The sequence below is a fragment of the Paenibacillus monticola genome, assembly GCF_009664975.1.
Classification (GTDB): Bacteria; Bacillota; Bacilli; order Paenibacillales; family Paenibacillaceae; genus Paenibacillus_AQ; species Paenibacillus_AQ monticola.
On the sequence record NZ_WJXB01000002.1, the window covers coordinates 374,862 to 399,479 of the forward strand.

A 24,618-nucleotide genomic window follows, 5' to 3' on the forward strand; every position below is an offset into this window, starting at 1 on the left:
TGAAAAATGTCGGATCAAACTTACAATTAGTCTTTAAGCCCTCTGTACTTGGCGGTTCTAAGTTCTTTCATATAGGGCTCCAACATAGGCATATCTACATCCACGGCCTGCTGAATGGCTAACTCAATATCATAGGGTACCCTTATAAATTGTATATTCAGAGGTGCCAGAGACAAAGCTCCGTACTCCCCCTCCATAATTACATATGAAGCTTGCGTTAAATCCAGTGGATTTCCCACACTCCCCACATTAAATAAAATCTTACCCTCCAGGTTCTGAAGATACGCATTATGAATATCTCCATAGCCAACAACATCTGCTTGTTTCGGTTCTGCACATAACTCTGAGGATTCGAATAATGAGATTCGTTTGTCGTAATCATCCCAAGGCTGGACTCGTTCATACAAACTGCGAGGTGAAGCGTGGAACAATCGTATATATTTACCGCTCATCATAAATTCAATTGAAAAGGACAGCGAACCCAAGTAATCCAAACGCGCTTTACCCATAACTTGTTGATGCCACTTTGCTGCAGTATATTCACTTTCCCGGGTCATTAGATCATCCCAGTTCCCCATAATGATTAGTTCGCAATGCTCTTTGACTATATCAAGCGCCAGATCAGAGTTCGGCCCTTTACCGACGATATCCCCAAGACAAAATATTCTAGTAATCCCACGTTGTTGAATGTCAGCCAATACGGCTTCCAGAGCCGTTATATTTCCATGAATATCAGAGATTATTGCAATGCTATCCACTTAGATCCTCCGTTTGTTCCTAGCAGCTTGTATACAGCTGTTTAGTTTATTTGGGTTTATACTTTCTTATCAATGATATGCTTATTATTCTTGATATCTTTCCGCAGCAGTCTGATTTCCTGAATCAACACATCCATTTTGGCCGCCGACTTTGATCCGTCTATAGCACTTCATTTGTCTAACTCCTGTTCTTGAATTATTTGATAAACGTATTATAAACTCGATCTGATTTAGTAAAGTAAGGAATCCATATCGCACATGCAACGGCAGATTTAAATATACCTCTTATAGATTCCCCATTACCAAGTTCCCTCGCAAGGGGAATTTGATACATGAGAATGAAATCAATGATGCCAATGATCAGACTAGCACTATAAAAGATAATCATGAGCCGGGGAAATATCATCTTTTTACTATAGAAGTTAAATAAGATATATATAGAAAATACGAGAAAAGTGAAGTTATATAGGGCTTCAAATATAATTACAGGCTTCCACAAAACATGATAATATTCAGATTGTTTGGAAGTCAGTGTATTCCAAGTCTCAGCTCCAAAGGCTGGTAAGGAATACTGAAATAACTGTACCAATAACATTATCATGGTAACATAGAGTCCGATATGGATTAGAACTAGCCATCCCCCTAGTCCCGATTTGCCTAAAGGCCGATACTGATATTTCTCTTCTTGTTTAACCGCTTCCATTGAAACACGTCCCTTACATTTTATTTCTCTATATATTCAATATTCATCCTCCAATCCCTTCTTTCTCCATTATTCGCTATATAATGCTACTTATCTACGCAAAAAAAGACCAGAAGCACGTTGTCACGTTCTGATCTTTCAGCACCACTATAATATAAAAAATTTAAGAAACAGGGATTTCATTTACTATTTGTTCTAGCGTAACCTCTTGGAGGACACTCTCCATCGCTTTCTGGGCGAGTGAGAACACGGGGACAATCGCACCCGCGATGTTCTTGCCCACGGGACAGTCGGGATTGGGATGTTCATGTACAGCGAACAGGGAGTCCTCTTCCACCGCATTTACCGCTTTGTAGATCTGAAGTAATGAAATTTCGCTTACACTACGCGTAAGTTTGGCTCCTGCAACGCCTGGGCGGACGTCCACCAGACCTGCTTTGTGAAGCATGCTAGTTATCCGGCGGATAACTACTGGATTAGTATTGACGCTGCTGGCTATCCATTCCGATGTGCTTTTACCGTCTTTATTACTGTCGATCAATGTCAAAATATGAATAGCAACCGCAAATCGGGTGCTGATGTTCATGGGAGTCACTCCTTTTGTCCAAATATAAGAATTTATATGTTGCACACGATAACTTATCCTTATATTTCTCGAAGAAACGGATGCCATCCCTAAAAGGACGGCAAAGCCGTTTCTTCTTGTCAGGTGACAAGTAGATGCAACAATAATAGTTACATTTCAGCCCCTTGTCAACCCCATGAGTAAGAGGAGGTCAGCAACCTGTTGGTCATATTTTTTACTCAGCCTTGTTTTACCTAGGTTACTCTTCACAATCTTGCTGATCCGAGCATCGCCGCTCTCTGCGAAACGCCGCAGCATAGCAAATCCAGCCTCCGGTTCACTCGCTACGAATACGCTGAGACTATATTCCAGCCCTTTGGATAATACGCGAAAATGCTCCCGGTCGCTTGGCACTCCCGTACTTAATAGTAATTCCTCCATAATTCCAGCCGCAAGATTAAGGCAATACACGGTGTTCTCTTGTATCTTAAGCAAGGGCGGATGAGCCAATGCTGCTACAAAAGCCCGCTGCTCCAGCATGTTAGCATCCACTCTCCATGTATCCAACAGCTGCCGCAGGAGTGAAAAGTCAAACTCTCCGATGTTTTGCATGGACATTGCCGCCGCTTCGCGCATCCGCCACCTGGAATCATTCATGGCGGATTGAATCATAGCCTGAATTACGCAGCGCCGTTCTTCCTCTGCATACCCATAATACGCTCCGGCTGCACAGACGGCATTGAACGGCAAAAACTCGCGGGGCTCATTTGTCCCTGCATCTGCTTCGGCAATATTAGCCCAAACTAGAAGTAGATCCCAGGCAATTTCCGTTACTGCCGAATGGCTATAAAGCTGTGCAAAGCTCTCTGCCAGACCCAGATTGGCCCGTGGTCCAGGCAGATTGCTCTCCTGCCGCATATATCCGGCAAGGTCTTCCCACTGTTCCTTATCGTTGATCCATTGCTGAAATGGCGCTAGCGTATTCTTGAGCCCACTCATCCTTGGTCCCTCCGATTGTTCTACTCCGTATCATAAGCTTGCAGCGCGATAGGCAAAGCCTGAATCACAACGTTCCCTACTGCCGGAAGACCGATCAGGACTGCGCTTATAATTTCCTCACGAGTTGCGCCTAGTGATTTCGCATGTTTCACATGAAAGGGCAGCCCACTATCCAGTCTAGCTGCGGCAAGAACCGCAATATAGGCGATCTCTTCCGTTTTGGGGTCAAGCTTGCTTGCTGCCTCAAGTTTCTGAACGGTCTCCATCCATGCCTGCTGCTGTTCCGGCGCATCCTTCATAAAGGTCAAAAAGGCATTGCTTACTCGCGGTAAATCCCCCATTGTTAACCCTCCCTTACGCGCTTGTCAGAATAATCGGCTCACCCTTGGTCACGATAATGGTATGCTCATACTGAGCTACTCTACTGTTGTCTCCCACACTGAGTGTCCAGCCGTCTGCCTGCTGTTCTACATAATCTACTCCAGTAGAGAGAAATGGCTCAATCGTAATCACCTGTCCCTCCTTCAGAATTGCAGTCCCCCGCGGATTGTAAAACGGCAGAATTTCAAAAGGTTTCTCATGCAGGGACTTACCGATCCCATGACTACACAGATTTCGCACTACTCTATATCCGTGTTTACGGGCTTCCTGTTCCATCACTCGGCCAATCTCATTAACCTTCATGCCAGCTCTGAGATGATTGATCACACTCATCATCGTTTCTTCCGTACTGCGGCACAGGTGCAGAATCTTATCATCATATGGAGGCAGTTGAAAAGAAACACCAGCGTCTCCATAATACCCATTCAGTTCAGCCGAGACATCGATATTGATCAAGTCACCAGCCTCAATCACTCTAGGGCCTGGAATCCCATGTGCTACCTCTTCATTGACACTGATACAGGTGCTGCCTGGAAAATTGTATGTAACCTTGGGAGCGGACTTGGCACCAAATTGCTCCAGTATTTCTGCGCCCAGCTGATCAAGCTCGGCCGTCGTCATGCCGGGCACTACTTTTTTCTTCATTTCAGCAATAGTATAGCCTACCACTTTGCCCGCTGCTTTTAATCCGATCAAGTCCTTCTCTGTGTCACTCGTCATCTAGCTCACTTTCCTCTCGCATCTTTACTTGTTCAGTTTCTGAAATGATGTCCCGTCCCACTGAAAAACACTTTCCGCCTGCTTGCCCACTGCATTATCGTAAAAGCTTGTTTTAAAGCTATGCTCATCTACTCTATCCAGCATTACGGAATACCTCTCAGGGCTGCTGATAACTAGCTCAGCCTCAGGCTCAACCCTTAGCTCATCAATGGCATTATCTTTACCAAATGTAAACAACTTATAGATAGAGTTATTGCTGGAACCATATTGCCCGATAGTAAAGTCGTTGTGGGAGAGGGTCATCGGACCTGTGACTGAGACCTTAGCATCTACAGATGTTGCACCAGTGGTATCAGAGGATCCCGAGATGAGATCTCTGAGTATATCGGAGTTTTTTACCGGAATCGAGTAGCCTTTGCCGCTGTTCTCAGCAGAAACAAGCAGACCATTATATCCCTTTTGTTCCCCCAGAGCCAGATAGTACTGTTCCGTATAACCATCTCCATAAGTCAGCACCATATCAAATTCAGGTTCGTAATCTAGCTCGCCGGAAAGTTTCTTACTTGTGTTCATCGCTTGCGCCATTGTCTTAATAAACGCAGCTTCTGTATATACTTTGGCCTGAATCGGGTCCTGCTGTTCCTGTCCAACCCGATGCTGGCTGAGGGAAATCTCGGTGATCCACTTCGCATTAATGAATCCAAATGCATTCTGACATCCGCTTAATACCAAACCTAAAAGTAAAGGTACAATTAGAAATAACCGCCTAATGGTAACCACCTCCAAGACATATGTATAACCCAATTATAACAGTGTCCAGAAGTGAAGAGAAATGTCTGTACAGAGATTGAGATACTCCCTGCGCATCAATTTTCAGAATTAATTCGGATCAAGCGGATACTTCTGCCCATTCTTGACCATTTTGTTGCGAATGATGGTCTCGATATCGAAATCCATGCTATCCGCCATTGTAATGCAGTAGATGAGCACATCCGCCAGCTCGTCCCCGATTTCTTCGCGTTTGTTCTGTGCCGGTTCATGCCAGTCCCCCCACTGAAAATGCTCCAGAAGCTCCGAAGCTTCAAGGCTGATGGAGATCGCGATATCTTTAGGGTTGTTGCGCTTTGTCCAGCCGCGCACATCGCGGAACCGGATAACGTCGGCAATTAGTTCATTCATTGTATATTCTCCTTTTAAGCTCCATTACTGGGGCTATTATTGTTTTACAATTTGAAAAAAAGACCGAATCCGCTAGTTGGATAACGGTTCCAGCCTTTCATATCAAGAGAAATCTTACAGATATGACTCAAGTGTCCGGCTTAGCTTAACACCCCTACTGCTCTCAACCAGGCATCCGCAATGAGCGCATGTCCAGCAGGTGAAGGATGTACACCATCCGGTGCCCAGTACGCAGACTCAGCCTTTGCGGACGCCGCCGCAAACAGACCATCAAGCGGTACAAGCAGCGCACCATATTCACGTGCCAGCTCACGCACAATGTGGATCTTAGGATCCAGATCCTGACGCCAGCTTTTACGGTCTTCTGGAACAGGCAATACGAAGGGCTCAATAAGCACCAGCTTAGCATCCAGAGCTGTCTTGGTACGCTCTATTAGATCACGGTAGGCTGCTTCAAATTGCGCTGGCGTAGTTTCCTCACCTGGGTCAAAGAAGCGCCAAGTGTCATTTATTCCAATGTATATAGACACCCAAGTCGGTTTCAGCTCAAGGCAATCCTTAGCCCAGCGTCCCTGCAAATCCACCGCACGGTTGCCGCTGATTCCGCGATTTATAAACGTAAGATTCTTCTCGGGATACAGATGACCCAATCGACCGGCAAGCATCAGTGCATACCCTACGCCAAGCGATGAGGCATCTTCGTAATTCCGTCCCCAATCTGTGATGCTGTCGCCCTGAAACAAGACGACGTCGTTTTGTTTAAATCCCATGTGAAGAATCCTCCTCAAGAACTGAATATGTATTTATTTTTCCTCATCCATTATATCAAACTCAAATTGAAAAACGGACAAACATTTCTTCTAATATTGCACGAATTTATTTAGCTTAGCTTCTGTTGTAAGCAAGGCAGTAATAAGATCAGTTCCGTGATGATGATGAATTAATCGAAAATAAAGTGCACGCAGGAAATCCTTTGAATTAACCCGTGTTATAACCTGATTCCGTGTTTTGGGCCAGCTTACGCATTGTTCCAACTGCCCGAACCAATCAGAAACCGTCTGTTGCGGAAGCCTATCATATTTGATAACTGCATCCACAATGCTGGCGATCCGTTCATCCTCTTCATCGCTGAATGAATACCGCCCGTTATACAACATCCCCTGAATAGCTGCTAATACCTTCTGCTGTACCGATGCATCACTCTCCGGGCATTGCACTAATTCTTCAAGTGCATCCGCTCCATGGGCTGCAGCGTGTGCCCAGCCTCCGTCTTCCACATATCCGCGCAAATCCTTCTCCTCTTTGTAGTATCGAATCAAGGCCGAAGTCAGGCGTACAAACCCGCTTTTGTCTATGAACGGTTGCTGTATATGCCGCTGTATAATCAGTGTGACGACCAGTACAGAGAATGTCCTAGTAAATACTGACGCTTCTCCCTCACTGCCGATATGATAAAACAGATGCTGCTCATCAATCAGCACAGACAACATATCAAGCAGCTCCACTTCGGTAAACAATCTTCTCACGCTGATCCATTCATAGAAGGTCGGATATATCAGCTCGTCCCGCAATTCCGTTTGAGGGTCCCCAATATATTGCAGCATCAATGTAATGTAGTCCCACAATTCTTCACCTTCTCCAAGCAGGTATTGATTATCTTCGATTCGTTGCAGGTCAATCCGTAATTTCTCTCTTATGTCGCTCAAAATCGCCACTCCTTCAGCATTGTCCTTTACTTAATCAAATGGGTGAAATCCTAATATTTAACATCATTTCACACTAAAAGTTAAAAAAAAATGTGTTTGATCATTGACGACCCATATTAGCTGTGTTATGTTGAGTAAGTAACAAATAGTAAGTTTATTTACTAATATCAGTTGTTGATTATTGTTAACCAAAATAGATTATGGAGGCATACCTTATGAGTACTTTTTCAGAGTTGGTTCAATCCCGCAGATCGGCTAATAATTTTGTGGAGGGTGTCAAAATTCCTCATAGTGAGCTGGAAGAGATGTTCTCTTACGCCCGGCTTGCACCATCGGCATATAATCTGCAGCATGCGCATTACATGGTGATCACCGATGATACTTTGAAAGAAAAAATTCGCGAAGGTGCCTACGGACAATATAAAATCCATTCGGCCTCCGCTGTCATTGTAGTCCTCGGAGACAAACATGCCTATCTGCAAGCTCCAGAAATTTATAATGGGCTTAAATTGCTGGGAGCGATGACCCCTGAGCAATACGACGGAGTTATCGAATCCATTAATGGCGCCTACATAGGAAATGACGCCTTCCAGCGCGATGAAGCTATCCGAAATGCCTCCCTGTCAGCCATGCAGTTCATGCTGATTGCCAAAGATAAAGGTTGGGATACTTGTCCTATGATCGGCTTCAACGCCGAAGCAATCAGTGCTAGCTTGAACCTGCCGGATAATATGGTTCCCGTTATGTTGATCACGATCGGCAAAGACAACCAGCAAAAGGTCAGACCACGTGGTTACCGCAAGCCGGTTAATGAATTTGTTGAATTTTTCTAAGTTAAATTAAATACAGCAAAGCGGTCCTCCCGGAATGATTTCCGAAAGGACCGCTTTTTAGGTTCAGGCTGATTAATTATAATTTTGCTGCTGCTCCATCTGAGACTTTTTTGAAGCGCCATAGAATACTTTGGAAGTCTCCATGCAGGTCAGGCAGCGGTAATCCAGCATACATCAGATGATCTCCACCATATATGCCGCCTCCTTCAATCCACTCATAATCCGCTTCCGGATCAAGACCTTTCAGACGCAGGTGATACAAGGAATCATTCGGTTCAGCCAGGACCCGTGCATAAACCACAACGGCTTCCGATTTATCTTCCGCAACTATTAACCAAGCTGTCTCATTGCCTTCAAAAGGACTACGCAGTCTGTATTGTTCTCCGAACTGCACAAGTGTACGGAGCTCTTTGTATAGAGCTACCTGCTCCTTCACGGTTTCCTTCTCTGCATCTGAAAACTTCGTTAAATCCAGCTCGTAGCCAAAATTGCCGGACATAGCGACATGCCCACGCAGCTCTAATGAAGTATTGCGGTGTACCTGATGATTTGGCACAGCCGAGACATGACTACCCATTGAACTGAGCGGATATACAATGCTGGTTCCGTACTGGATTTTGAGTCTGCTGATCGCATCCGTGTTATCACTTGTCCAAGTCTGGGGCATGTAATAGAGCATACCTGGATCGAAGCGGCCGCCGCCGCCGGAGCAACTCTCGAAGAGTACGTTCGGGAACTCTGAGGTTATCCGTTCAAGTACACCGTAAAGGCCCAGAATATAGCGGTGCGCCGTTTCCCGTTGTCTCTCGGCAGGCAACAACGCGGAACCAATTTCGGTCATATTGCGGTTCATATCCCATTTCACATAGGAAATCGGCGCACTGCGCAAGACATCAGCAATCCGGTCACCGATCGCCTGACACACATCTGCGCGCGAGAAATCAAGCACAAGCTGCATCCGCGCCTCAGTTCTGCGGCGGCCTGGCACATGTAGACACCAATCCGGATGCTGGCGGTACAGCTCACTGTCCGGCGAGATCATTTCCGGTTCGAACCAGAGCCCAAATTGCATATCCAGCTCATTGACCCGCCGGGCCAGATCCTCAAGCCCTGCTGGCAGTTTCTTAGCGTCTACGAACCAATCTCCCAGTGAACTGCGGTCATCGTCACGATGTCCAAACCAGCCATCATCCAATACAAACAATTCCATGCCCAGCTCGCTGCCGGCACGGGCAATATCCTCAATCTTCTCTGCATTGAAGTCGAAATAGGTGGCTTCCCAGTTATTCACCAATACCGGTCGTGTCTGGTCGCGGAAGCTGCCACGGCACAAGCGGGTACGGTATAACTTATGATAAGTTCTTGACATCGCGCCGATCCCCGCGGCCGAGAAGACCATTACGGCTTCAGGAGTCTGAAACGACTGGCCCGCTTCCAGCAGCCAGTTGAAATCAAAGGGATTGATACCGATGGACAAGCGTGCTGTCTTATACGGCTCTACCTCAACTTGAGCGGAGAATCCACCGCTATATACCAAGCTGACGCCATACACATCTCCATGATCCTCATCCGCACCCTTGGAGAGTAAAGCAATAAAGGGATTCTGCGCATGGCTGCTAGAACCTCTGCGGCTTTCCACACCCTGCATGCCAGAAGCCAGCGCTCTACGCTCTACATATCGTTCCCGCGCCCATGAGCCGGACAAGTGGAGCAGATCGTAATTGGAGTCACGGAAATCCACACTCATACTAAGCCCACGCAACAGCTTCAGAGAGTTTATTCCTTCATTTACAAAACGAACCGAGCGGGTAATGGCGTTCAATTCCCCGAACACGGTGTAGCTTAAAATAATCCGTAGCCCAGCAACAGTATCTAGCAGTTCTAACTCCAGTGTCTCAGCTTCGTCCTCATGCTCGGTATAGGTAGCCGGCAATCCTTCCAAAGATGGCTTGCCTTTATAAATCCGGTGCTTGTCATAAATAGCCTCTGAGGCCGTCGTGCCGTTCTCCGCCTGAATCTGATAGGCGGGATGCCGAAAATCCCCTACGCCATAAGCCGGATATTCCTGCGCTAAAGTATCATAGGAAAGTGTCATATCCTCGGGAAACGGACTTGGCGAGAAGGAGCATCTTTCGGCCCGCTGCAGGATGGTGGACAATCCCCCGGAGCGAATTTTCCTACCCCAATATACATGAGCAGGAATGCCTGTATGGAGCAGTTGAATAATATAGCTGGTTTCTTTACTTTGCAGATGAAAGATCCGTTCCTTCGTATCATAGAAAATACTCATGATTGCCTCCATGTGAATTCAATTATTTGATAGGGTACCATACATGCTATTTAATCATACTCATTATATATGGTAAACGCTTTATTTTCACGTCAGCTTCATTTAGCATAGTTCAGAAGTGCTATCGCTGCCCGTTCCCGCCGCTCCGAGTCTTCACTGTGAAGTGCCTTTTTCAAGATATCCAGCGCTTCGGCGAGCGTCCCTTCATCCACCTGAACATGGCCTTTTTCCGTTAGTTGGGTGGCCTCTGGGGCCGCTCCAGCCGTAATCCACAGATCCAGTCGCGCACTTGGCAGTGGTCCTTTGTACTGTGAAATCGGCTCGCTTTCTGTGAGCCATTTCTGGACTCCGGCATGTAGCACGGAATGAGGAAGGCTCTTTAACCAGGTAACACCCCGCCGATGACATTTGCCATCCTCCGGAGTATCATATACTTCATAGTAGAAATAATCGCCAAGGTCTCCCAGATGTACCCAATCGCCATCAGCAACCAGCACATAATCCCCGTCTTGCATGGTATGTATGAAACAGTGAATAGCCGCAAGCGATGCACTCATCTCTTCTTCGCTATATTGATAAGTCTGCTCTAGCTTATTCTGGAGTTCATCGGCACTAATATTCGTTAAATCACCAATCCCCGGCCAACCTATACATACAAAATTATCATTCAGAAACTCACGCTTACGTTCAATTCCATGAGGATTAGTTGTCATCTGGAATAGGTTCATCATTTATTCCTCCATATCGTTGCCGTGCTTCAAACGGTATTTCTGAATTTCTCGAATAACTAACCCCACAATCATTATACAAATGCCAACTATAGTCATAGTTCTGCCAAAGTGCAACATTCCCATCTTTACAAATTCACTTTTGATCTGAATAATCTGACCCGTTATCATTATTGCCAACCCTATGTAAGGCAGAACATAATTTCTCTTTCGCATAGTGGCCCTCCATCTTTTTATCCTCGATTATGTATATAAGTTATATATTTCTATATTCAGGCGAGATCACCTCTCCAGCAAATGAAAAACAAAGGAAGAGACCGCATTAAAGCGCTTTCAAGAGCGATGTATTGAATATATACCCTAGTTTAAACTATTTGCGTTTTTACTAATCTGCAGAATGGAAGTATAGTTTAACTATCAACTCGAGGAAAAACATTCTACTAGAAGGAAAACTTAGCGGAAAGGTAAAATCTATTCGAAAAGCAATCTTTAGTAGACGTAGCCTCTGAGATTGATACTATATCTTTTATCCTAACGGTAAAGATTTCAAATTCATCTCTAGAACGAAATGGTATGAGCTTCTTACAGCTTAAATGATGAATAATCAATCCTATTCGGTACAAGAGCATGGAATTGAGAAGATTTATCGAACAGGATAGGCCAAAAGTTGCCGCCTCGGACGATTTCTATCGAATGAGAACAAAGGATAGGATAAGGAGTCTGAGAAGAACATGGGTATAGTAATTACAACGTAAACCCCTACTATTGATGAACTATCAATAATAGGGGTTTTGCGTATGTCCTGATGTTTTCTTTTTTTATCAAAGTATAAGTGTCCAAAGAACAAAGTATTAGACTGCCGCTATGCTGTTGAACTAACATTATCTGTTAGCGTTATCAAGTGTGGCTAACGGTACATTTGAACAAACCACATATTAAAACCATGCTTTTCGTAAACCAATGATTTTCTGCCACTGTTTGCTCGCGGAATACACTATTGAACGATTAATAGATTTTCTTTCAGCAGTTTGGAGCAATTTATCAACCATTAAATGTCCGCTATTGTCGCTCCGATGATCGGGATGAACATACACTTCATCGCTTTCATGAACTGTTCCTATGATATATCCTACTACCACTGAGTCAGTTTCTGCGATCTAGAAATAATCCCCGATATTTGTAAAGCGTTCCTGATAACCCCTTTCCTTTTCCCAACGACTAATAGTTCTCAGAGGGGTGGATTCGTCTCTCTTTTTGTTATCGATAATGGTTGAGTATTTCCGCTACATATCGCTGGAACTCTTCCACATATGAGAGGGGCGCTACGATTTTAAGCTCCGTTCCGAAGCCGGATAAATGTCGAAAGCTGATTTGATTTTGCGGGATATGGATCGTTGCCGACAGCCACTCGGCACTATGAGGCTCGATGCACTTGCTGCCGTACCTCTCAATGAATTGATCTTTGATCGCAGGCGAGATCAGCGCCCTTACCTTAGTAAGTTTCGGCCATATTCCTTCTGCGAACCCCTGGTCCGCTGCGTCCGATCTTGGAACATATGACTTCTTGTCCAGTACCAGATTGTCGATTCTGAACAACTTGAAGGTTCGATACTCCATGCGCGTTAAGCAGAATCCGATTAGATACCAGCTCATCTCGTTAAAATGAAGCTGGTACGGTTCGACCGTCCGAGCGGTCGGCACGCCATTTTTATCAATGTAGTCAAAGGTCACTTGTACGTGCTGTCTTATCGCTTGTTGACATAAACTCAGGGCCTCCTGCATCTCATCACGACCGTTCCAGTCATGGAAGGACAGATGAATGGTGTTTTTCAGCACTGTGCCACGAACCATCGATTCGATTTTTTTAATTGTGACTTCAACCTCCAGGCTTATAAAGATTTGTTCCAGGCCGCTCAGGGCAACCAATATATTTTCCAAGTCGCTGCTGCTTAAAAGTCGTTTATCGATTTTGTATTCATCCATAATGGCGTAGCCGCCTTTCGCCCCATGAATTGAATAGATCGGTATATTCGACAAGCACAGCGTCTCCATATCGCGGAGAATGGTTCGTTTAGATACATTGAATAACCGTGAAAACGCCGTGGCCGAGATAATTTCCTTTTGAAGCAGGATCATTACGATTGCTATCATCCGCTCGATTTTCTCCATTTTTTTCTCCTGTCCGCTCCCTATAGGCGACATACTAGCTGTCACCTATTATAGCGTACACTGTTTATATAAACCAAGAGGAGGTTTTAAACATGCCAGTAATCGCGTACTTGAATTTTGACGGAAATGCAGCACAAGCGATCGATTTTTATGCGAAGGTGTTTAATGCAGAAGAAGTAAAGCAAGTGAAATACGGTGATCTCCCGCAGGATCCGAACTTTCCCTTGCCGGAAAATGAATTAGACATGATCATGGAGTCATCGATCGCGTTTGCCGGCGGAAAGATTATGATATCAGATCTGTTGTCTGTGATGAAACAAGAGGCGGGCGATCTGGTCAAAGGAAACAATCTGCTTATCAGCATCGCGAACGAAAGCAAACCAGCGCTGGAATCCTACTTTAGTCGCTTGTCTGTCGGCGGCCACGTGATCGCACCTTTATCCTCAGTGCCTTGGTCTTCATGCTTTGGTATGCTTGTCGATCGATTCGGAATACTCTGGAAGTTTAACAGCGATGCGGACAAGTTTCTGGATCGTGTGCTCTTGATGAAGCAGTCGTAAGAAGGAGCTGCGTCGCCTTATGGAAATCGACAATCTGCTTGACGTAAGAACCAAAGAAGACTTAAGAGCCTGGCTCAGCGAAAAGGGAAGGACTGAAAGGTCATGCTGGGTGATCATCAGTTTAAAACCGACACCGGGTATCTTGCTATATCTGGACGCAGTCGAACAGGCCTTATGCTTTGGCTGGATCGACGGAACGACAAAGAAATATTCTGAGACGGAGTTCGCGCAGAGACTGTCTCCGAGGAGACCGAAAAGCTCCTGGACCGAATTAAATAAAGAGCGGGCCCGCCGTCTCGAAAGGCTGGGGCTGATGACGGAGGAGGGCAGGAACGTCCTTCCGGATCTGCATCCGGATTCGTTCAGAATAGATCCGCTCATTGAGCAAAGGCTGAAAGAGGATGCGGTGGTGTACGAGCATTTCACCAAATTCCCGGTCCTGTACCGAACCGTCCGAATCGACACGATCCAAAGCTATAAAAAAGATGCCGAATTATTCAACAAACGATTAGATAAGTTCATCAAATTCACCAGACAAAATAAAATGTATGGTCAATGGCATGATGATGGACGTTTGTTAGAGGGTTTGAATTGATGATCGGCGTATGTAATTCTCCATTGACGGTAATGATCAGTCCCCAAACCGATTCGTTTGGGGGACTTTCATTTAGGTTCTTTTATATTTCGCTAAATTATTTTCAGGTTTAAAGGTTTAATTTGTTTCGACCCTTTCATATTTCGCGATCTTCGTATGCCTGAGGTATCCGGCAAGGTGATTGAACTATCCTACCCATTCGTATTAGCTTCCCATGCCGCTCCATCAAAAAGGGTTCAATAAGCAAATCCTCTATCGTCAGAGCTTTATGCAGCGGAAGGGACAATAGCGCAGCCTTGTACTTATGAAATGGATTGGTTAGGGTCATAGTCTTATACTCCACGTGTTATCCGCAACATTTGATTCGCACCTTTTTGAAACTCATAGGGAACTTTTATTTCTTCAACGCTCCAGCCTTGGCTGATAATATATTCCATTAGGCTGTCCAAGTGTTCATATCTCTTGCCGGATAGATCAACCAGAGGAAAGATCCGAATCTCTCCCTGCGTCACACGCATCAACTCCTGCAATGTCCGCACATGAAAGTCATAGTCCAGCCGATCGCCGTACATAAACAGGAAATGGGCTGATAGCGTCAGATCAAACGCTTGATCACAGAACGGAAGCACAGGCAGAGTAACAGGAACATACCGCTCCTGAGCTTGTTGTCTATCATGTGTGCTGGTCATTAGCGCTTCAGTTCTAGCCTCTCTTAAATCAGTAATGGATTTGAAAAAATCCCAGCGGAAATTATCCTGCACCTTATCCAGTTGGAACATAACATGTTCAATATCCTGCAGCCCCTTCTGTTCAAGCTCTATAGCGGAGTAGGAATAAGTGATATCTGCTGCAGTTGCCACAGCTCCAAATCGCTGTGCTACAGCGGTAAACGAACAGGCCCCTGATGGACAATCGAGGATTCGACGCCCGACTAACTCCTCCCGCTCCAGCTTGAACATCCGCATATATTCCTCAAATGTCCTGCCAATAAACACAATCCGCTCTAAATCCAACTTAGTCTCTGCTCCACTCATCTCAGCTCACCTTTCCTTTTCTCAGCTACACTCGGCTTTGTTTCGTTAACTCCTGCCGTAAAAATTGCTGCAGCCTTAAGCTCGCCTGCTTCAATGGATAATCGGCGACTCGGCAAAGAATGCCGCAGCTCATATTAATGTCCTGCCCCGCAAGCTTCTTGACCGCGGTTCCGGCAGGAGCCGGATTCAGCATAATTTCGGGCACCAGGGCAATCCCTAATCCACTCTCCACATAATATTTCAGAGCGGTCATGCTTCCGACCTCCATGGTATTCATTGGGGGGCCGCCGGATTCCTGCAGCACACTTTCCAGTTTTTTGCGATAAGGACAATTGGCAGCAGTAATGAGTAAACGGTGACCCCGGAGGTCCTCTGATGTAACAATCTGCTGAAGGGCTAGCGGGTGCTGTTCCGGCATTAACAAGACGAATTCCTCGGTAAACAGCGGCTCAAAATATAGCTCCTTCTCTAGCTCCGGTGCCGAGCATAGCGCGAAATCCAATTCTCCACGGAGAAGCCGCTCACTGAGAACCGATGTGCCTGCAATATCCACAGACAATTTGATCTTAGGAAAATGAGTCATAAACTGTTGTAACAGCTGCGGGAAGCGGTAACTGGCGGACGGGTCCGTAACCCCTACACGAATACTGCCGGCTTCGCCTATTTTCAAATCTGCCAAGCTATTCAGTAATCGCTCCATATCTTTAACGATAGGTATACTTTGTTCATGAAACAACCTGCCTGCTTCCGTTAAAGTAATCTGCTTCCCACGTACGAAGAGTTGAACCCCCAAATCAGCCTCCAGCTTCTGCATTTGCATCGTAACGGTAGACTGGGCATAATTCAGTTCTTCTGCCGCGCGATTAAAGCTTCCGGAATGTACGATGGTTTGGAAGGTTTTTAATATTTTGAGATCCATAAGTTATTCCCTCCACTAGACAGTTCAATACTATTGAACTAAATCTTCAATTAATTCAATTATACAAATTCAATTAAATGAAATACTCTTAATGTATAGCATACATCATCATATGGAGGCGATAAGAATGGAATTAAAAAATAAAGTGGCCCTGGTAACAGGCGGGGGTACGGGAATCGGCAGGGCTGTTTGCCTGGAGTTGTCCCGGCGCGGGGCAATCCTCGCAGTAAACTATTCCCGTTCTGAAGCAGAGGCTCAAGAAACTGTACAGCTGATAACTCATCAAGGCGGGCAAGTTATCGCTGTACAGGCTGATGTTTCGAAGGATCAGGAAGTACGCCATATGGTAGATACAATCGCCTTGCAATTTGGCACGATTGATTTACTGGTGAACAACGCCAGTATCACAAGTCATATTCCCCTAGATAATTTGGAAGCCGCTACAGAGGAGATTTGGGATACGTTATTTGATGTGAATGTCAAAGGTATGTTCTTCTGCGCCCGAGCCGTTGCTCCTTATATGAAGAAGAATAAACAAGGAGCGATCGTCAATCTCGGCAGCATCGCGGGCCAGACAGGATTAGGATCTTCCCTTCCTTATGCTGTATCCAAAGCTGCTGTCCATGGGCTTACAAAATCATTAGCACGCGCCTTGGCTCCTGAGATTAGAGTCAACTGTATTGCTCCAGGCGCCGTCGCGACCCGATGGTGGGCTGGCAGAGAAGAACAGATGCACAAATTGGCGCCTAATCTGCTGCTGCAGCGTATTGCTACGCCTGAAGATATTGCCAAATTTATCTGCTCCGCGTTGGAACAGGAAGCAATGACTGGACAGATAGTTACAGTGGACAGTGGGCAGACGTTATGATGTATAACAAAAAGGACCGGACAAGGGTTAGCTTGTACGGTCCTTTTGTATCCGTCTTTTACTTTTAGGAGGGTTCGTTCCCCCATACAAGGTTACCTGTAATATAGGCAGGCACCTTAATCCAATCCACTGCGTTCGTACTCACCGCATTAAAGGAATAATCTCCCGTCTGGGTGTAATTGCTCCAATCTGACTTTGCTACCCGAACCTGAATATCCAGGCTTGCACCAGCCGCCAAAGATCCGGCATCATTAGTAAATCCTATCTCCACATAATAATCCGCTCCAGTCTTAACTGTGGGCAGCTTCACAAAAGCTCCGGTCACATTCGCGCTTCCAGCCTGTGACCAGTCACAGAAGAAATTCTGTGTTTGCTCTCCATCAATCGTGTAATAATATCTCAATTTCACATTGGAAAGTCCGATGGCGCTTGTAGTCGTGTTAACCAACTTAAACTTTGGACTCAGTGTATTGGCAGAAGAAGACAAGGTGCCATTATACATCTGAACTTTGAGACCGGTAGTGGGTGTAGCGGTCGGCGTTGCCGTTGGTGTTGCGGTAGCGGTCGGCGTTGCCGTTGGCGTTGCGGTAGCAGTCGGCGTTGCCGTTGGTGTTGCGGTAGCAGTCGGCGTTGCCGTTGGTGTTGCGGTAGCGGTCGGCGTTGCTGTTGGTGTTGCGGTAGCGGTCGGCGTTGCTGTTGGTGCTACAGTTGTATCCACTACAGTCACGGCTAGTGTTCGTGCTACTCCTGCACTAAAATTAAAGGTTAGCGTTGTTGTCCCTACAGCTTGGGTAGCCAAGTACGCTTTCTTGATCGTCACGGCTGAGCCGCTAACGGCATAGTCCGTCCCGGCTACCAGACTGACCGTTCCGTTCTTGATTGTGCTCAAGGTATTGCCATTTAGGGTTAAGGTCACCGCTATATCCGTCTGATTCGCGGTCTTCTTATCAAAGCTTGCACTTGTTGGTGTAATAATAGAACTGCTGGCTGGCGGATTTACCGGATCGGCATACAGAGTACCCCGTCCATTCGTTCCGAGATACACCCTGCCGAATACTCTTGGATCGCCGGTGATCGCCATATTGATTTTGGCATACTGGTGGGCATCATCATTAATCCGCACCCAACTGGCGCCAACATCATCCGAACGGAACACTCCACGAACGCCATCAATCTTCGCAACGGTATACAATGCCATATAACTTTGACCTGGCGCAGCCATTCCATAGCCAATCAGATCGGCTTCCTGCACATTCGTCAGCTTGGTGAAACTCGCTCCTGAATTCGTAGAGTGCCACAAACCATAGATGTTCTCAACCGTATTGCCGCCAGCAAACCAGATATCGCCTTCAATTCCCGGTACAGCCTTTATGCTGATCTGGGCTTCGTTCGGCTGTAAACCGCCTACATTATTGGTTGGGAAGCCCGCTGCCGCAGTGGCACTAAAGGTTGCCCCGCCATCCAGACTGATGTAGAAGGTTCCCGCATAGAACGCATAGAACTTGTTCGTGTTTACTCTGTCAGAAGCCACTTTTGCTCCTGCCGGCAATCCGGCACTAGCGGTCCACGAGTTTCCTGAGCTTTTGGAATAATATACTCCAATGTCCGAGGTGCTCCACACAATGGAAGTACCACTCGCAGATACGGCAACCTGTCCTTGACCCGCCGTAGTTATAGTTCCATTAGAGGGCTCAGCGTTGGGCATGTACCAATTCGCCCCTCCATCATTAGACAGGCCGATCGATTTCATGCTTGGAGATTTTTCCTTGTCCGCACCACCTATTCGTACAACGAAGGACGGATTCAACTCCGCAAAATCGATACTATTAGTTGTTGCCCAGGATGGACTTGTTTGCGCTTTGGCCGGCACTTGTGTCAAATCCGTCTCATAGCGGAAGCCAGATACGTCGCCAAGTGCAGTGATTAGATGGGAAGTTCCTGAAGGCGGACTAATTAGACCCAACACTGCTGTTTCCTCCACACCTTTAGCCATAACTGAGATATTCACTGTTCCCCCGGTGTCCCAAGAGGTCAGGTTATTCGAACCATAGATCGTAGCTCCGGTACCATACATCATCCGGTTGGAGTTGAATGGATCGATCTCCAGATCACCCATCATCCAGCCCATCTTTGGTGAAGGGTCAAGAGAAGTCGAGTTACTAGCATTGCCAAGCCAAGGTGCAGCGGTGATATCCATATTAAATTTATAAGTCCGTTCCGGATAATTGCCCCAATCCCAAATTCGGCTCCAGGTCGAACCACCATTCGTGCTGCGGAAAATAACCTCATCCGGCCACCAGGCATTCAATGAGGACACCATGAGTGTATTCGGATTCTGGGCATCTACAGCCAGTCCGCCGAACCCGTACCAATTATCCGTGCCGGTGGATGGGCTGATATTAGTCCACACCCCGCTAGCCGTATTGAACTTCCAGACCTGACCTTTAGCTCCATCATATGGACCCACGCCATCACTGTAAGTGATGTAGAGATCGCCTGTCGCTGAAAGAACACCATGATGCGGCAAATAGCCTGTGGGTTGACCAGCCAGAGCCGACCAGGTGGCTCCGCCATCTGTACTCCGGTAAACACTGCTTGCCGTGTCAGCTACACCTACATAAATAGTTTGTGTAGCATTGCCAAGTGTGCCCGTGCTCTTATCAAAAGTGATCCAGGACAGCCCAACGAGATCATTGCCGTATTCTAGTGTTGGGTTCTGAATATAGGTTCCGACGTTGGGGAAAGAAGTTACCTTTGCCCAAGTGACGCCAGAATCCGTGCTTTTCCACAGTCCGTTGCCGCTCCGCGCCCCAAAATACAAAATGCTGTTCTTGTTCGGATCAATGACGAGACGCTCCCCCGCCGACCGACCAGGCATATTGCCGCCGACTTTAAAGGGCAGCGTAGTTACTTGCCAAGTATTGCCGCGGTCACTGGACCGCATAATCTGACCATTGTTGTCCCAACTATTCGTATACGTCCCTGTTGCCATATAAACTTTGTCCGGATTAATTGGATCGGTTGCCAGAGCGTCAACACCATTCTTGTTCCAGTCCACCCAGCCTACAGAATCACTGATCGAAGTCCAGCTTGCGGTTGCCTGATTCCAACGGTAAGCTCCTCCGATATCCGTTCTTGCATAGATTAGATTGGGCTCGCTCTGGTTAAAAATAATACCGGGTACGAAGCCCCCTCCAGCTCCCGTAGCTACGTTTTTCCAATTGTAGGCTTCGCTTGCCGCAGCACGGGTTGTTGCTGGAAACGCTGAGAATAAAGAACCTACCATTGCGGAAAGCAAGACGATTAATCCCATTCTTCGGATACGGTTACGAATCACGTTTTACGCCTCCTATGATTTATTGTTAACGCTTCCATTATAAGGTGAATAGTTTATCAATAGTTAGTGAAAATGGTTATTTTTGGCGGAAAATGGTAGCCTATTATCGTACCGTTTTCTCATTAAATATTACATTTGTTATTTCTTGTATTATTGTTCAAAAAAAAGACCTTTGAAGATAACTCTCAAAGGTCTACTAATAAATAAACTATCAATGCTTCAGCACGAACTCATCCTTCATTACGCCATCCACATCATACGCTTGGTAAGTCAATGTTTCTCCGGTGACTGTAATCCCCGCGAACATTTGCTTATTGTTCTGAAAATGAACCGAGTGGTAGAACTGTTCCTCTTTCTGCTCATTAAACTTCGCACCCGCGGCATTGGTCACTACATAGACTGTTCCACGTTCGGTCCCCACGGGGTTCTCACCTTCCGGCACAATATTCCCATCCAATAGTGGATAAGATCTGGAGTACTCATGATTATGCCCTTGCAAGACCAGATCGACTTCATATTCATCAAAAATCTCCGTCCAATCCTCCACCTTCTTGTAGGTGTTCCCTCCATAAGCCGGACGGTGCATGGCGACGATCTTCCATTGCTTATCCGTACCTGCAAGATCCTCCTCCAGCCATTCACTCTGCTTCTTCAGATTGCTCTCCGTATTCAACACCGTTACATGAATGGGACCGTAATCGAAGGAATAAGAGGTTCCGTCAATAGAATCCTTCGCACCATTCTCCGGCAGATTAAAATGTGAGGTAAAGTTATCCGCAACACCCTCTACCTCATCATGGTTGCCAGTAACCGGCATCAGTGGAATCTCAGCAATCCAGGTCTGCACGTTGCCAAAAAACTCATCCCAGCCTGCAGTATCCTCCGGGTTCTCCGTCAAATCGCCGTTATGCATAATAAAACTGGCTTGCGGGAAGGTCTTGATTGCTTTATCCAAGGTGTTTCCCCATAACTTGAAATCAGCCGTTGCTGCCCCTTGGGAATCCGTTACATTGATAAAGGTAACACTGTCGTTTCCATTCTCCGCTGTAGTAAATACAGCGGCTGTGCTCCATGCTCCCTCTACTCCGCTGCCTACTCTATAGGTATAGGTTGTCCCCGGCTCAAGCCCCGTTGCTTCTGCTTTATGTACACCCCGCTTGCCAATATCCGTCTTTAGGGATGCACTATCCGCTTTTACTTTTCTGACGCCACCCGTAGTAAAAGAGGTCTTCTCGCCTTTAACAATCTCAAGCCTGCCTGCTGCATCCGGGTCCCCGGTATACCAGGTAAATGCTCGGCTAGTTCCAGCATCTCCCTTAATGGTAGTCACTATATCATACGGCACCGCGGAAGCGGCAGGGCTCTCCAAGCGTTTTAACCATTCCAATCCAACCACTACTAAGATCAATATAATAATAACTGCTCCTATGATAACGATAGATTTGTAGTCCTTCACTTGCCTTTCCTCCTTAACCTTCTATTACTAACGATAGCCTCCAGCCAAGCTAGAAGTCAAATCCATTAGTTTAGCTCATCCAAAGTAACTCTGTTCTTCCCCATCTCTTTTGACCCATAAAAGGCTTTATCGGCACGTTGATATAACTCTTCGATTTCAACTCTGTCACTCGCAGTAAACACCATACCCATGCTTGTAGTAACGCTGACCTGGCTTCCCATATATAACCACATGGTTGCACTTTCGATTGATTCCCGTAGATGTTCGGCCATTTTGCTGCATTGCTGTTTGTCCATCCCCATTAAGAACACTGCAAATTCCTCACCACCGAATCTTCCCACCAATGTACCGTTACCAGCAGCTTTCTGCAGAATCAGAAAAAAATCGGTTAACACCTGATCGCCAGCAATATGGCCGAATTTATCAGTAATGCACTTGAAATCATCGATATCAAACCACATTAAAGACACACTTACATGTTCCGCTAGCAACAAAATGAACCTACTCCACTCCTTCAAGACAAAAAAACCTGATAACCATCTAAGGTCATCAGGTTTTTTGATTAGGAATACATATCAATTAGGAAAGTCACACGTTCCGTCGTCTGAATACAGCAACTATAGCCAGTACCAGCGCCAACAAAGCGGCTACTAATGCGATATAAACGATTGGCGAAGTAGAAGAAGAGGACTTTTGTTCATCCGTCACCATCGACTCATCCCCATCCATATTCATGGAATCATGGGAATGGCTGTCTCCAACTGCAGCTTGAACAATCGCGGTAATCGCATGCGGAGTTTCCGTCCCTTCCTCCCCGGACCACTCTACTAGGCTTCCGTCCGCATAATGCTGGTAGGCGTCCCATGCGAGTTCTCCCGCAGCAGCAGGATTCTGGACAGTGAAGTAGAAACGTTGAAATTGTCCTGCTTGGATCCCTTCTCCGGTTGTTTTCCAGCTAACCTTATTGCCCTCGATGGTAACATCCCAGCCTGGCGTAGATTCATATTGCTTGAATGCTGCGCCTTCGGGTATACGCAGATCCACTTGCACGGTGGCCACAGCTTTTTCTGAAGGGACTTTTAGGGTATAGGTCTCCCATGCTCCAGTACTCGATTGTGCCGGAACTACCGACACATGGGCACTAGCAACGGCCGCGAACAACAGCAGGATTGCAGCTGTTGGGGCGATTAGAGTCATCATTTTGTGATATAAGCTTTTCACGGTAACCCTCATTTCATTATTTAGGATGCTGGCTATTTCTTGTAATGGGGGAAATCCCGCTCCCGCGAAGCCAGGCCCTGCTCCATAGCATAACGTGTCAGTTGCGTCCGGTTCTGGAGTTGGAGCTTCTGCAGAATATTTTTGAGATGGTTTTTTACCGTGTGCTCCGATATTCCGAGGTTTGCAGCAATCTCCTTATTCGGCGAACCGGAGGATACACAGCTCAGTATTTCCTTCTCGCGCGCGGTCAATGCCTCTCTTTCCTCTGTCTGAGAGGTAACTGCAAACTCCTTCAATATTTGAAAAGCCAGCTCCCGGCTAAGCGGAACCTCTTCACTAACGATGGCCCGCAAATATTCAATCCAGGTGGAGGGGGATAGATTTTTGAGCAAATAGCCCTGTGCCCCCTGCTTCAACGCTTCGAATAAATAGGCGATATCATCGGAGACTGTAACGATAACGATCTTGACATAGGGGTACTCCTGCTTAATGCGCCGTGTAGTCTCCAGTCCGTCCATATCCGGCATCCCAATATCGATCAGAATCAGATCAGGCATCCACTGGCCCGTAAACACAATGGCTTCAGCACCGCTCTCCACTACTCCAATTACCTCAAAGCTATCATCCATGGATAAAATCTCGCACATCGCTTCACGCGCATGCGCATGATCATCTACGACCAGGACTCGGCAGCGATTCATCATGAAGCTCCCCCTTTGGTTATCTCTACAAGTGTCCCTTCACTCCCCGATTCCAGTCGCAGCTTCCAACCCATCTCTACGGTACGATCCTGCATAATCTGCAGCCCGTAGCTGCCGCTCTCGGAATAGGGGTCTTGCTGAAAACCTCCGCCATTGTCCATAATCGCGACTCTCCAGCGATACTTGTCACCACTACCGAAGATGGATACCTTCGCTGCCCGTGTGTGCTTGCGCACATTAATAATTGCCTCACGGATACAGGACAACAGCTCGACCTTCTCCAAAGGTGTGAAGATATCATCAGGCAGGCTCCAATCCAGCGAAACTTCAATCATTACCTCATTGGCGATCCCAGCAAGCTGGGCTTGCACCGACTGTTCCAGTGAGAGCGCTTGCGGATCAGAGAAAGGAACCTTCAGATCAGCGATCGCTTGCCGCACATAATGATTCACTTCATGTACGGTTTTCTGAATCTGATGCACACTTTCTTCGCTGACTTCTCCGTTTCTGCGGTTCTGCTCCAGCCGATCTATTTTGACAGATAACAGAAATAAGGATTGAGCGATCCCGTCATGAAGCGACTTGGCTAGTCCTTCCCGGGCCTCCATGGCATCCTTCGCCGCACGTTCCCGCTCCAGCTCCTGCTGGTTGCGCTCCATAATCGAGAACAAGGGAACGAGCAAAATAATAGTGAATACAAACACGAGAATAGGCGTTAAATAATTGCCCACATTCATGGAGAGATAAGGCATCAGAAGCTGATGGCGTAAGATCTCCCAGATCCCAACCATCAGTGTAGGAATCAGCAGGATCATTAACTTGATTCGTTTATACGTTGCTGTCCCCTCCCATTAACGTTACGGATAAGAATATCATCGCTCCCGCATCATTCACAT

27 protein-coding genes are annotated in these 24,618 nt (G+C 46.5%); 4 read left to right on the plus strand and 23 right to left on the minus strand.

Features of this window, described 5'->3' with window-relative positions:
- Positions 1–26: 26 nt before the first annotated feature.
- The 10 genes from GJB61_RS06200 to GJB61_RS06245 form a co-directional block, all read right to left on the minus strand.
- Positions 27–758: a metallophosphoesterase family protein gene (locus GJB61_RS06200; RefSeq protein ID WP_338115684.1), complete on the minus strand. Its 732-nt coding sequence runs from the start codon at positions 756–758 to the stop codon at positions 27–29.
- Positions 759–954: 196 nt separating this feature from the next.
- Positions 955–1,461 carry a DUF2569 domain-containing protein gene (locus GJB61_RS06205; protein ID WP_154117597.1) on the minus strand — a complete coding sequence of 169 codons (507 nt, stop codon included), beginning with the start codon at positions 1,459–1,461 and terminating at the stop codon, positions 955–957.
- A 163-nt stretch (positions 1,462–1,624) separates the two neighbouring features.
- Positions 1,625–2,047, minus strand: coding sequence for an Rrf2 family transcriptional regulator (locus tag GJB61_RS06210; RefSeq protein ID WP_154117598.1), 423 nt, complete (start codon positions 2,045–2,047; stop codon positions 1,625–1,627).
- A 156-nt stretch (positions 2,048–2,203) separates the two neighbouring features.
- Positions 2,204–3,025, minus strand: coding sequence for a hypothetical protein (locus tag GJB61_RS06215; protein WP_154117599.1), 822 nt, complete (start codon positions 3,023–3,025; stop codon positions 2,204–2,206).
- 20 nt (positions 3,026–3,045) lie between these two features.
- Positions 3,046–3,366 carry a carboxymuconolactone decarboxylase family protein gene (locus tag GJB61_RS06220; protein WP_154117600.1) on the minus strand — a complete coding sequence of 107 codons (321 nt, stop codon included), beginning with the start codon at positions 3,364–3,366 and terminating at the stop codon, positions 3,046–3,048.
- A 13-nt stretch (positions 3,367–3,379) separates the two neighbouring features.
- Positions 3,380–4,126, minus strand: a complete 747-nt coding sequence (gene map / locus GJB61_RS06225; RefSeq protein WP_154117601.1) for a type I methionyl aminopeptidase — start codon at positions 4,124–4,126, stop codon at positions 3,380–3,382.
- A gap of 24 nt (positions 4,127–4,150) precedes the next feature.
- Positions 4,151–4,906 carry a YhfM domain-containing protein gene (locus tag GJB61_RS06230; RefSeq protein WP_229521505.1) on the minus strand — a complete coding sequence of 252 codons (756 nt, stop codon included), beginning with the start codon at positions 4,904–4,906 and terminating at the stop codon, positions 4,151–4,153.
- Positions 4,907–5,005: 99 nt separating this feature from the next.
- The gene (locus tag GJB61_RS06235; RefSeq protein ID WP_154117603.1) at positions 5,006–5,305 is read right to left on the minus strand and encodes a nucleotide pyrophosphohydrolase; all 300 of its coding nucleotides are present in this window, start codon (positions 5,303–5,305) and stop codon (positions 5,006–5,008) included.
- Between the two features lie 140 nt (positions 5,306–5,445).
- Positions 5,446–6,075, minus strand: a complete 630-nt coding sequence (locus GJB61_RS06240; protein ID WP_154117604.1) for an SGNH/GDSL hydrolase family protein — start codon at positions 6,073–6,075, stop codon at positions 5,446–5,448.
- 90 nt (positions 6,076–6,165) lie between these two features.
- Positions 6,166–7,011, minus strand: coding sequence for a DUF2785 domain-containing protein (locus GJB61_RS06245; protein WP_154117605.1), 846 nt, complete (start codon positions 7,009–7,011; stop codon positions 6,166–6,168).
- A 215-nt stretch (positions 7,012–7,226) separates the two neighbouring features.
- Between GJB61_RS06245 and GJB61_RS06250 the strand changes: the two genes are divergently transcribed.
- Positions 7,227–7,844 (plus strand): nitroreductase family protein, encoded by a 618-nt coding sequence (locus GJB61_RS06250; protein ID WP_154117606.1) that lies wholly within the window; start codon positions 7,227–7,229, stop codon positions 7,842–7,844.
- A 76-nt stretch (positions 7,845–7,920) separates the two neighbouring features.
- Here the strand turns inward: GJB61_RS06250 and GJB61_RS06255 are convergent, their stop codons facing one another.
- From GJB61_RS06255 to GJB61_RS06275, 5 genes are all read right to left on the minus strand, one after another.
- Complete coding sequence (locus GJB61_RS06255) at positions 7,921–10,134, minus strand: alpha-galactosidase (protein WP_154117607.1); 2,214 nt, start codon at positions 10,132–10,134, stop codon at positions 7,921–7,923.
- Positions 10,135–10,232: 98 nt separating this feature from the next.
- Positions 10,233–10,865 carry a hypothetical protein gene (locus tag GJB61_RS06260; RefSeq protein WP_154117608.1) on the minus strand — a complete coding sequence of 211 codons (633 nt, stop codon included), beginning with the start codon at positions 10,863–10,865 and terminating at the stop codon, positions 10,233–10,235.
- On the minus strand, positions 10,866–11,078 hold the full coding sequence (locus GJB61_RS06265; RefSeq protein ID WP_154117609.1) for a hypothetical protein: 213 nt from the start codon (positions 11,076–11,078) through the stop codon (positions 10,866–10,868).
- Positions 11,079–11,797: 719 nt separating this feature from the next.
- Positions 11,798–12,019 carry a GNAT family N-acetyltransferase gene (locus GJB61_RS32510; RefSeq protein ID WP_420819734.1) on the minus strand — a complete coding sequence of 74 codons (222 nt, stop codon included), beginning with the start codon at positions 12,017–12,019 and terminating at the stop codon, positions 11,798–11,800.
- A 100-nt stretch (positions 12,020–12,119) separates the two neighbouring features.
- Entirely contained in the window at positions 12,120–13,031 is a 912-nt protein-coding gene (locus GJB61_RS06275; RefSeq protein ID WP_154117610.1) for a helix-turn-helix transcriptional regulator, read from the minus strand.
- 92 nt (positions 13,032–13,123) lie between these two features.
- Here GJB61_RS06275 and GJB61_RS06280 point away from each other — a divergent pair, with 92 nt between their 5' ends.
- Positions 13,124–13,591 (plus strand): VOC family protein, encoded by a 468-nt coding sequence (locus tag GJB61_RS06280; protein ID WP_154117611.1) that lies wholly within the window; start codon positions 13,124–13,126, stop codon positions 13,589–13,591.
- Positions 13,592–13,610: 19 nt separating this feature from the next.
- On the plus strand, positions 13,611–14,186 hold the full coding sequence (locus GJB61_RS06285; RefSeq protein WP_154117612.1) for a YdeI/OmpD-associated family protein: 576 nt from the start codon (positions 13,611–13,613) through the stop codon (positions 14,184–14,186).
- Between the two features lie 332 nt (positions 14,187–14,518).
- Here the strand turns inward: GJB61_RS06285 and GJB61_RS06290 are convergent, their stop codons facing one another.
- Positions 14,519–15,220 (minus strand): SAM-dependent methyltransferase, encoded by a 702-nt coding sequence (locus tag GJB61_RS06290; RefSeq protein ID WP_154117613.1) that lies wholly within the window; start codon positions 15,218–15,220, stop codon positions 14,519–14,521.
- A gap of 25 nt (positions 15,221–15,245) precedes the next feature.
- On the minus strand, positions 15,246–16,139 hold the full coding sequence (locus tag GJB61_RS06295; RefSeq protein ID WP_154117614.1) for a LysR family transcriptional regulator: 894 nt from the start codon (positions 16,137–16,139) through the stop codon (positions 15,246–15,248).
- A 127-nt stretch (positions 16,140–16,266) separates the two neighbouring features.
- On the opposite strand from GJB61_RS06295, the gene GJB61_RS06300 reads away from it, so the two are divergent.
- Positions 16,267–17,007: an SDR family NAD(P)-dependent oxidoreductase gene (locus GJB61_RS06300; RefSeq protein WP_154117615.1), complete on the plus strand. Its 741-nt coding sequence runs from the start codon at positions 16,267–16,269 to the stop codon at positions 17,005–17,007.
- 64 nt (positions 17,008–17,071) lie between these two features.
- On the opposite strand, the gene GJB61_RS06305 is transcribed toward GJB61_RS06300, so the two are convergent.
- The 6 genes from GJB61_RS06305 to GJB61_RS06330 all read right to left on the minus strand — a co-directional run bounded on the left by GJB61_RS06305 (position 17,072) and on the right by GJB61_RS06330 (position 24,537).
- Positions 17,072–20,320, minus strand: a complete 3,249-nt coding sequence (locus tag GJB61_RS06305) for a X2-like carbohydrate binding domain-containing protein (RefSeq protein WP_154118144.1) — start codon at positions 20,318–20,320, stop codon at positions 17,072–17,074.
- Between the two features lie 235 nt (positions 20,321–20,555).
- The gene (locus GJB61_RS06310) at positions 20,556–21,800 is read right to left on the minus strand and encodes a purple acid phosphatase family protein (protein WP_338115685.1); all 1,245 of its coding nucleotides are present in this window, start codon (positions 21,798–21,800) and stop codon (positions 20,556–20,558) included.
- A 65-nt stretch (positions 21,801–21,865) separates the two neighbouring features.
- The gene (locus tag GJB61_RS06315; RefSeq protein WP_338115686.1) at positions 21,866–22,270 is read right to left on the minus strand and encodes a GGDEF domain-containing protein; all 405 of its coding nucleotides are present in this window, start codon (positions 22,268–22,270) and stop codon (positions 21,866–21,868) included.
- Between the two features lie 118 nt (positions 22,271–22,388).
- Positions 22,389–23,000 carry a YcnI family copper-binding membrane protein gene (locus GJB61_RS06320; RefSeq protein ID WP_229521506.1) on the minus strand — a complete coding sequence of 204 codons (612 nt, stop codon included), beginning with the start codon at positions 22,998–23,000 and terminating at the stop codon, positions 22,389–22,391.
- 53 nt (positions 23,001–23,053) lie between these two features.
- Positions 23,054–23,722 (minus strand): response regulator, encoded by a 669-nt coding sequence (locus GJB61_RS06325; RefSeq protein WP_154118146.1) that lies wholly within the window; start codon positions 23,720–23,722, stop codon positions 23,054–23,056.
- Complete coding sequence (locus GJB61_RS06330; protein WP_154117618.1) at positions 23,722–24,537, minus strand: sensor histidine kinase; 816 nt, start codon at positions 24,535–24,537, stop codon at positions 23,722–23,724. Before GJB61_RS06330 ends, GJB61_RS06325 begins: the two co-directional genes overlap by 1 nt.
- Positions 24,538–24,618: the final 81 nt, after the last annotated feature.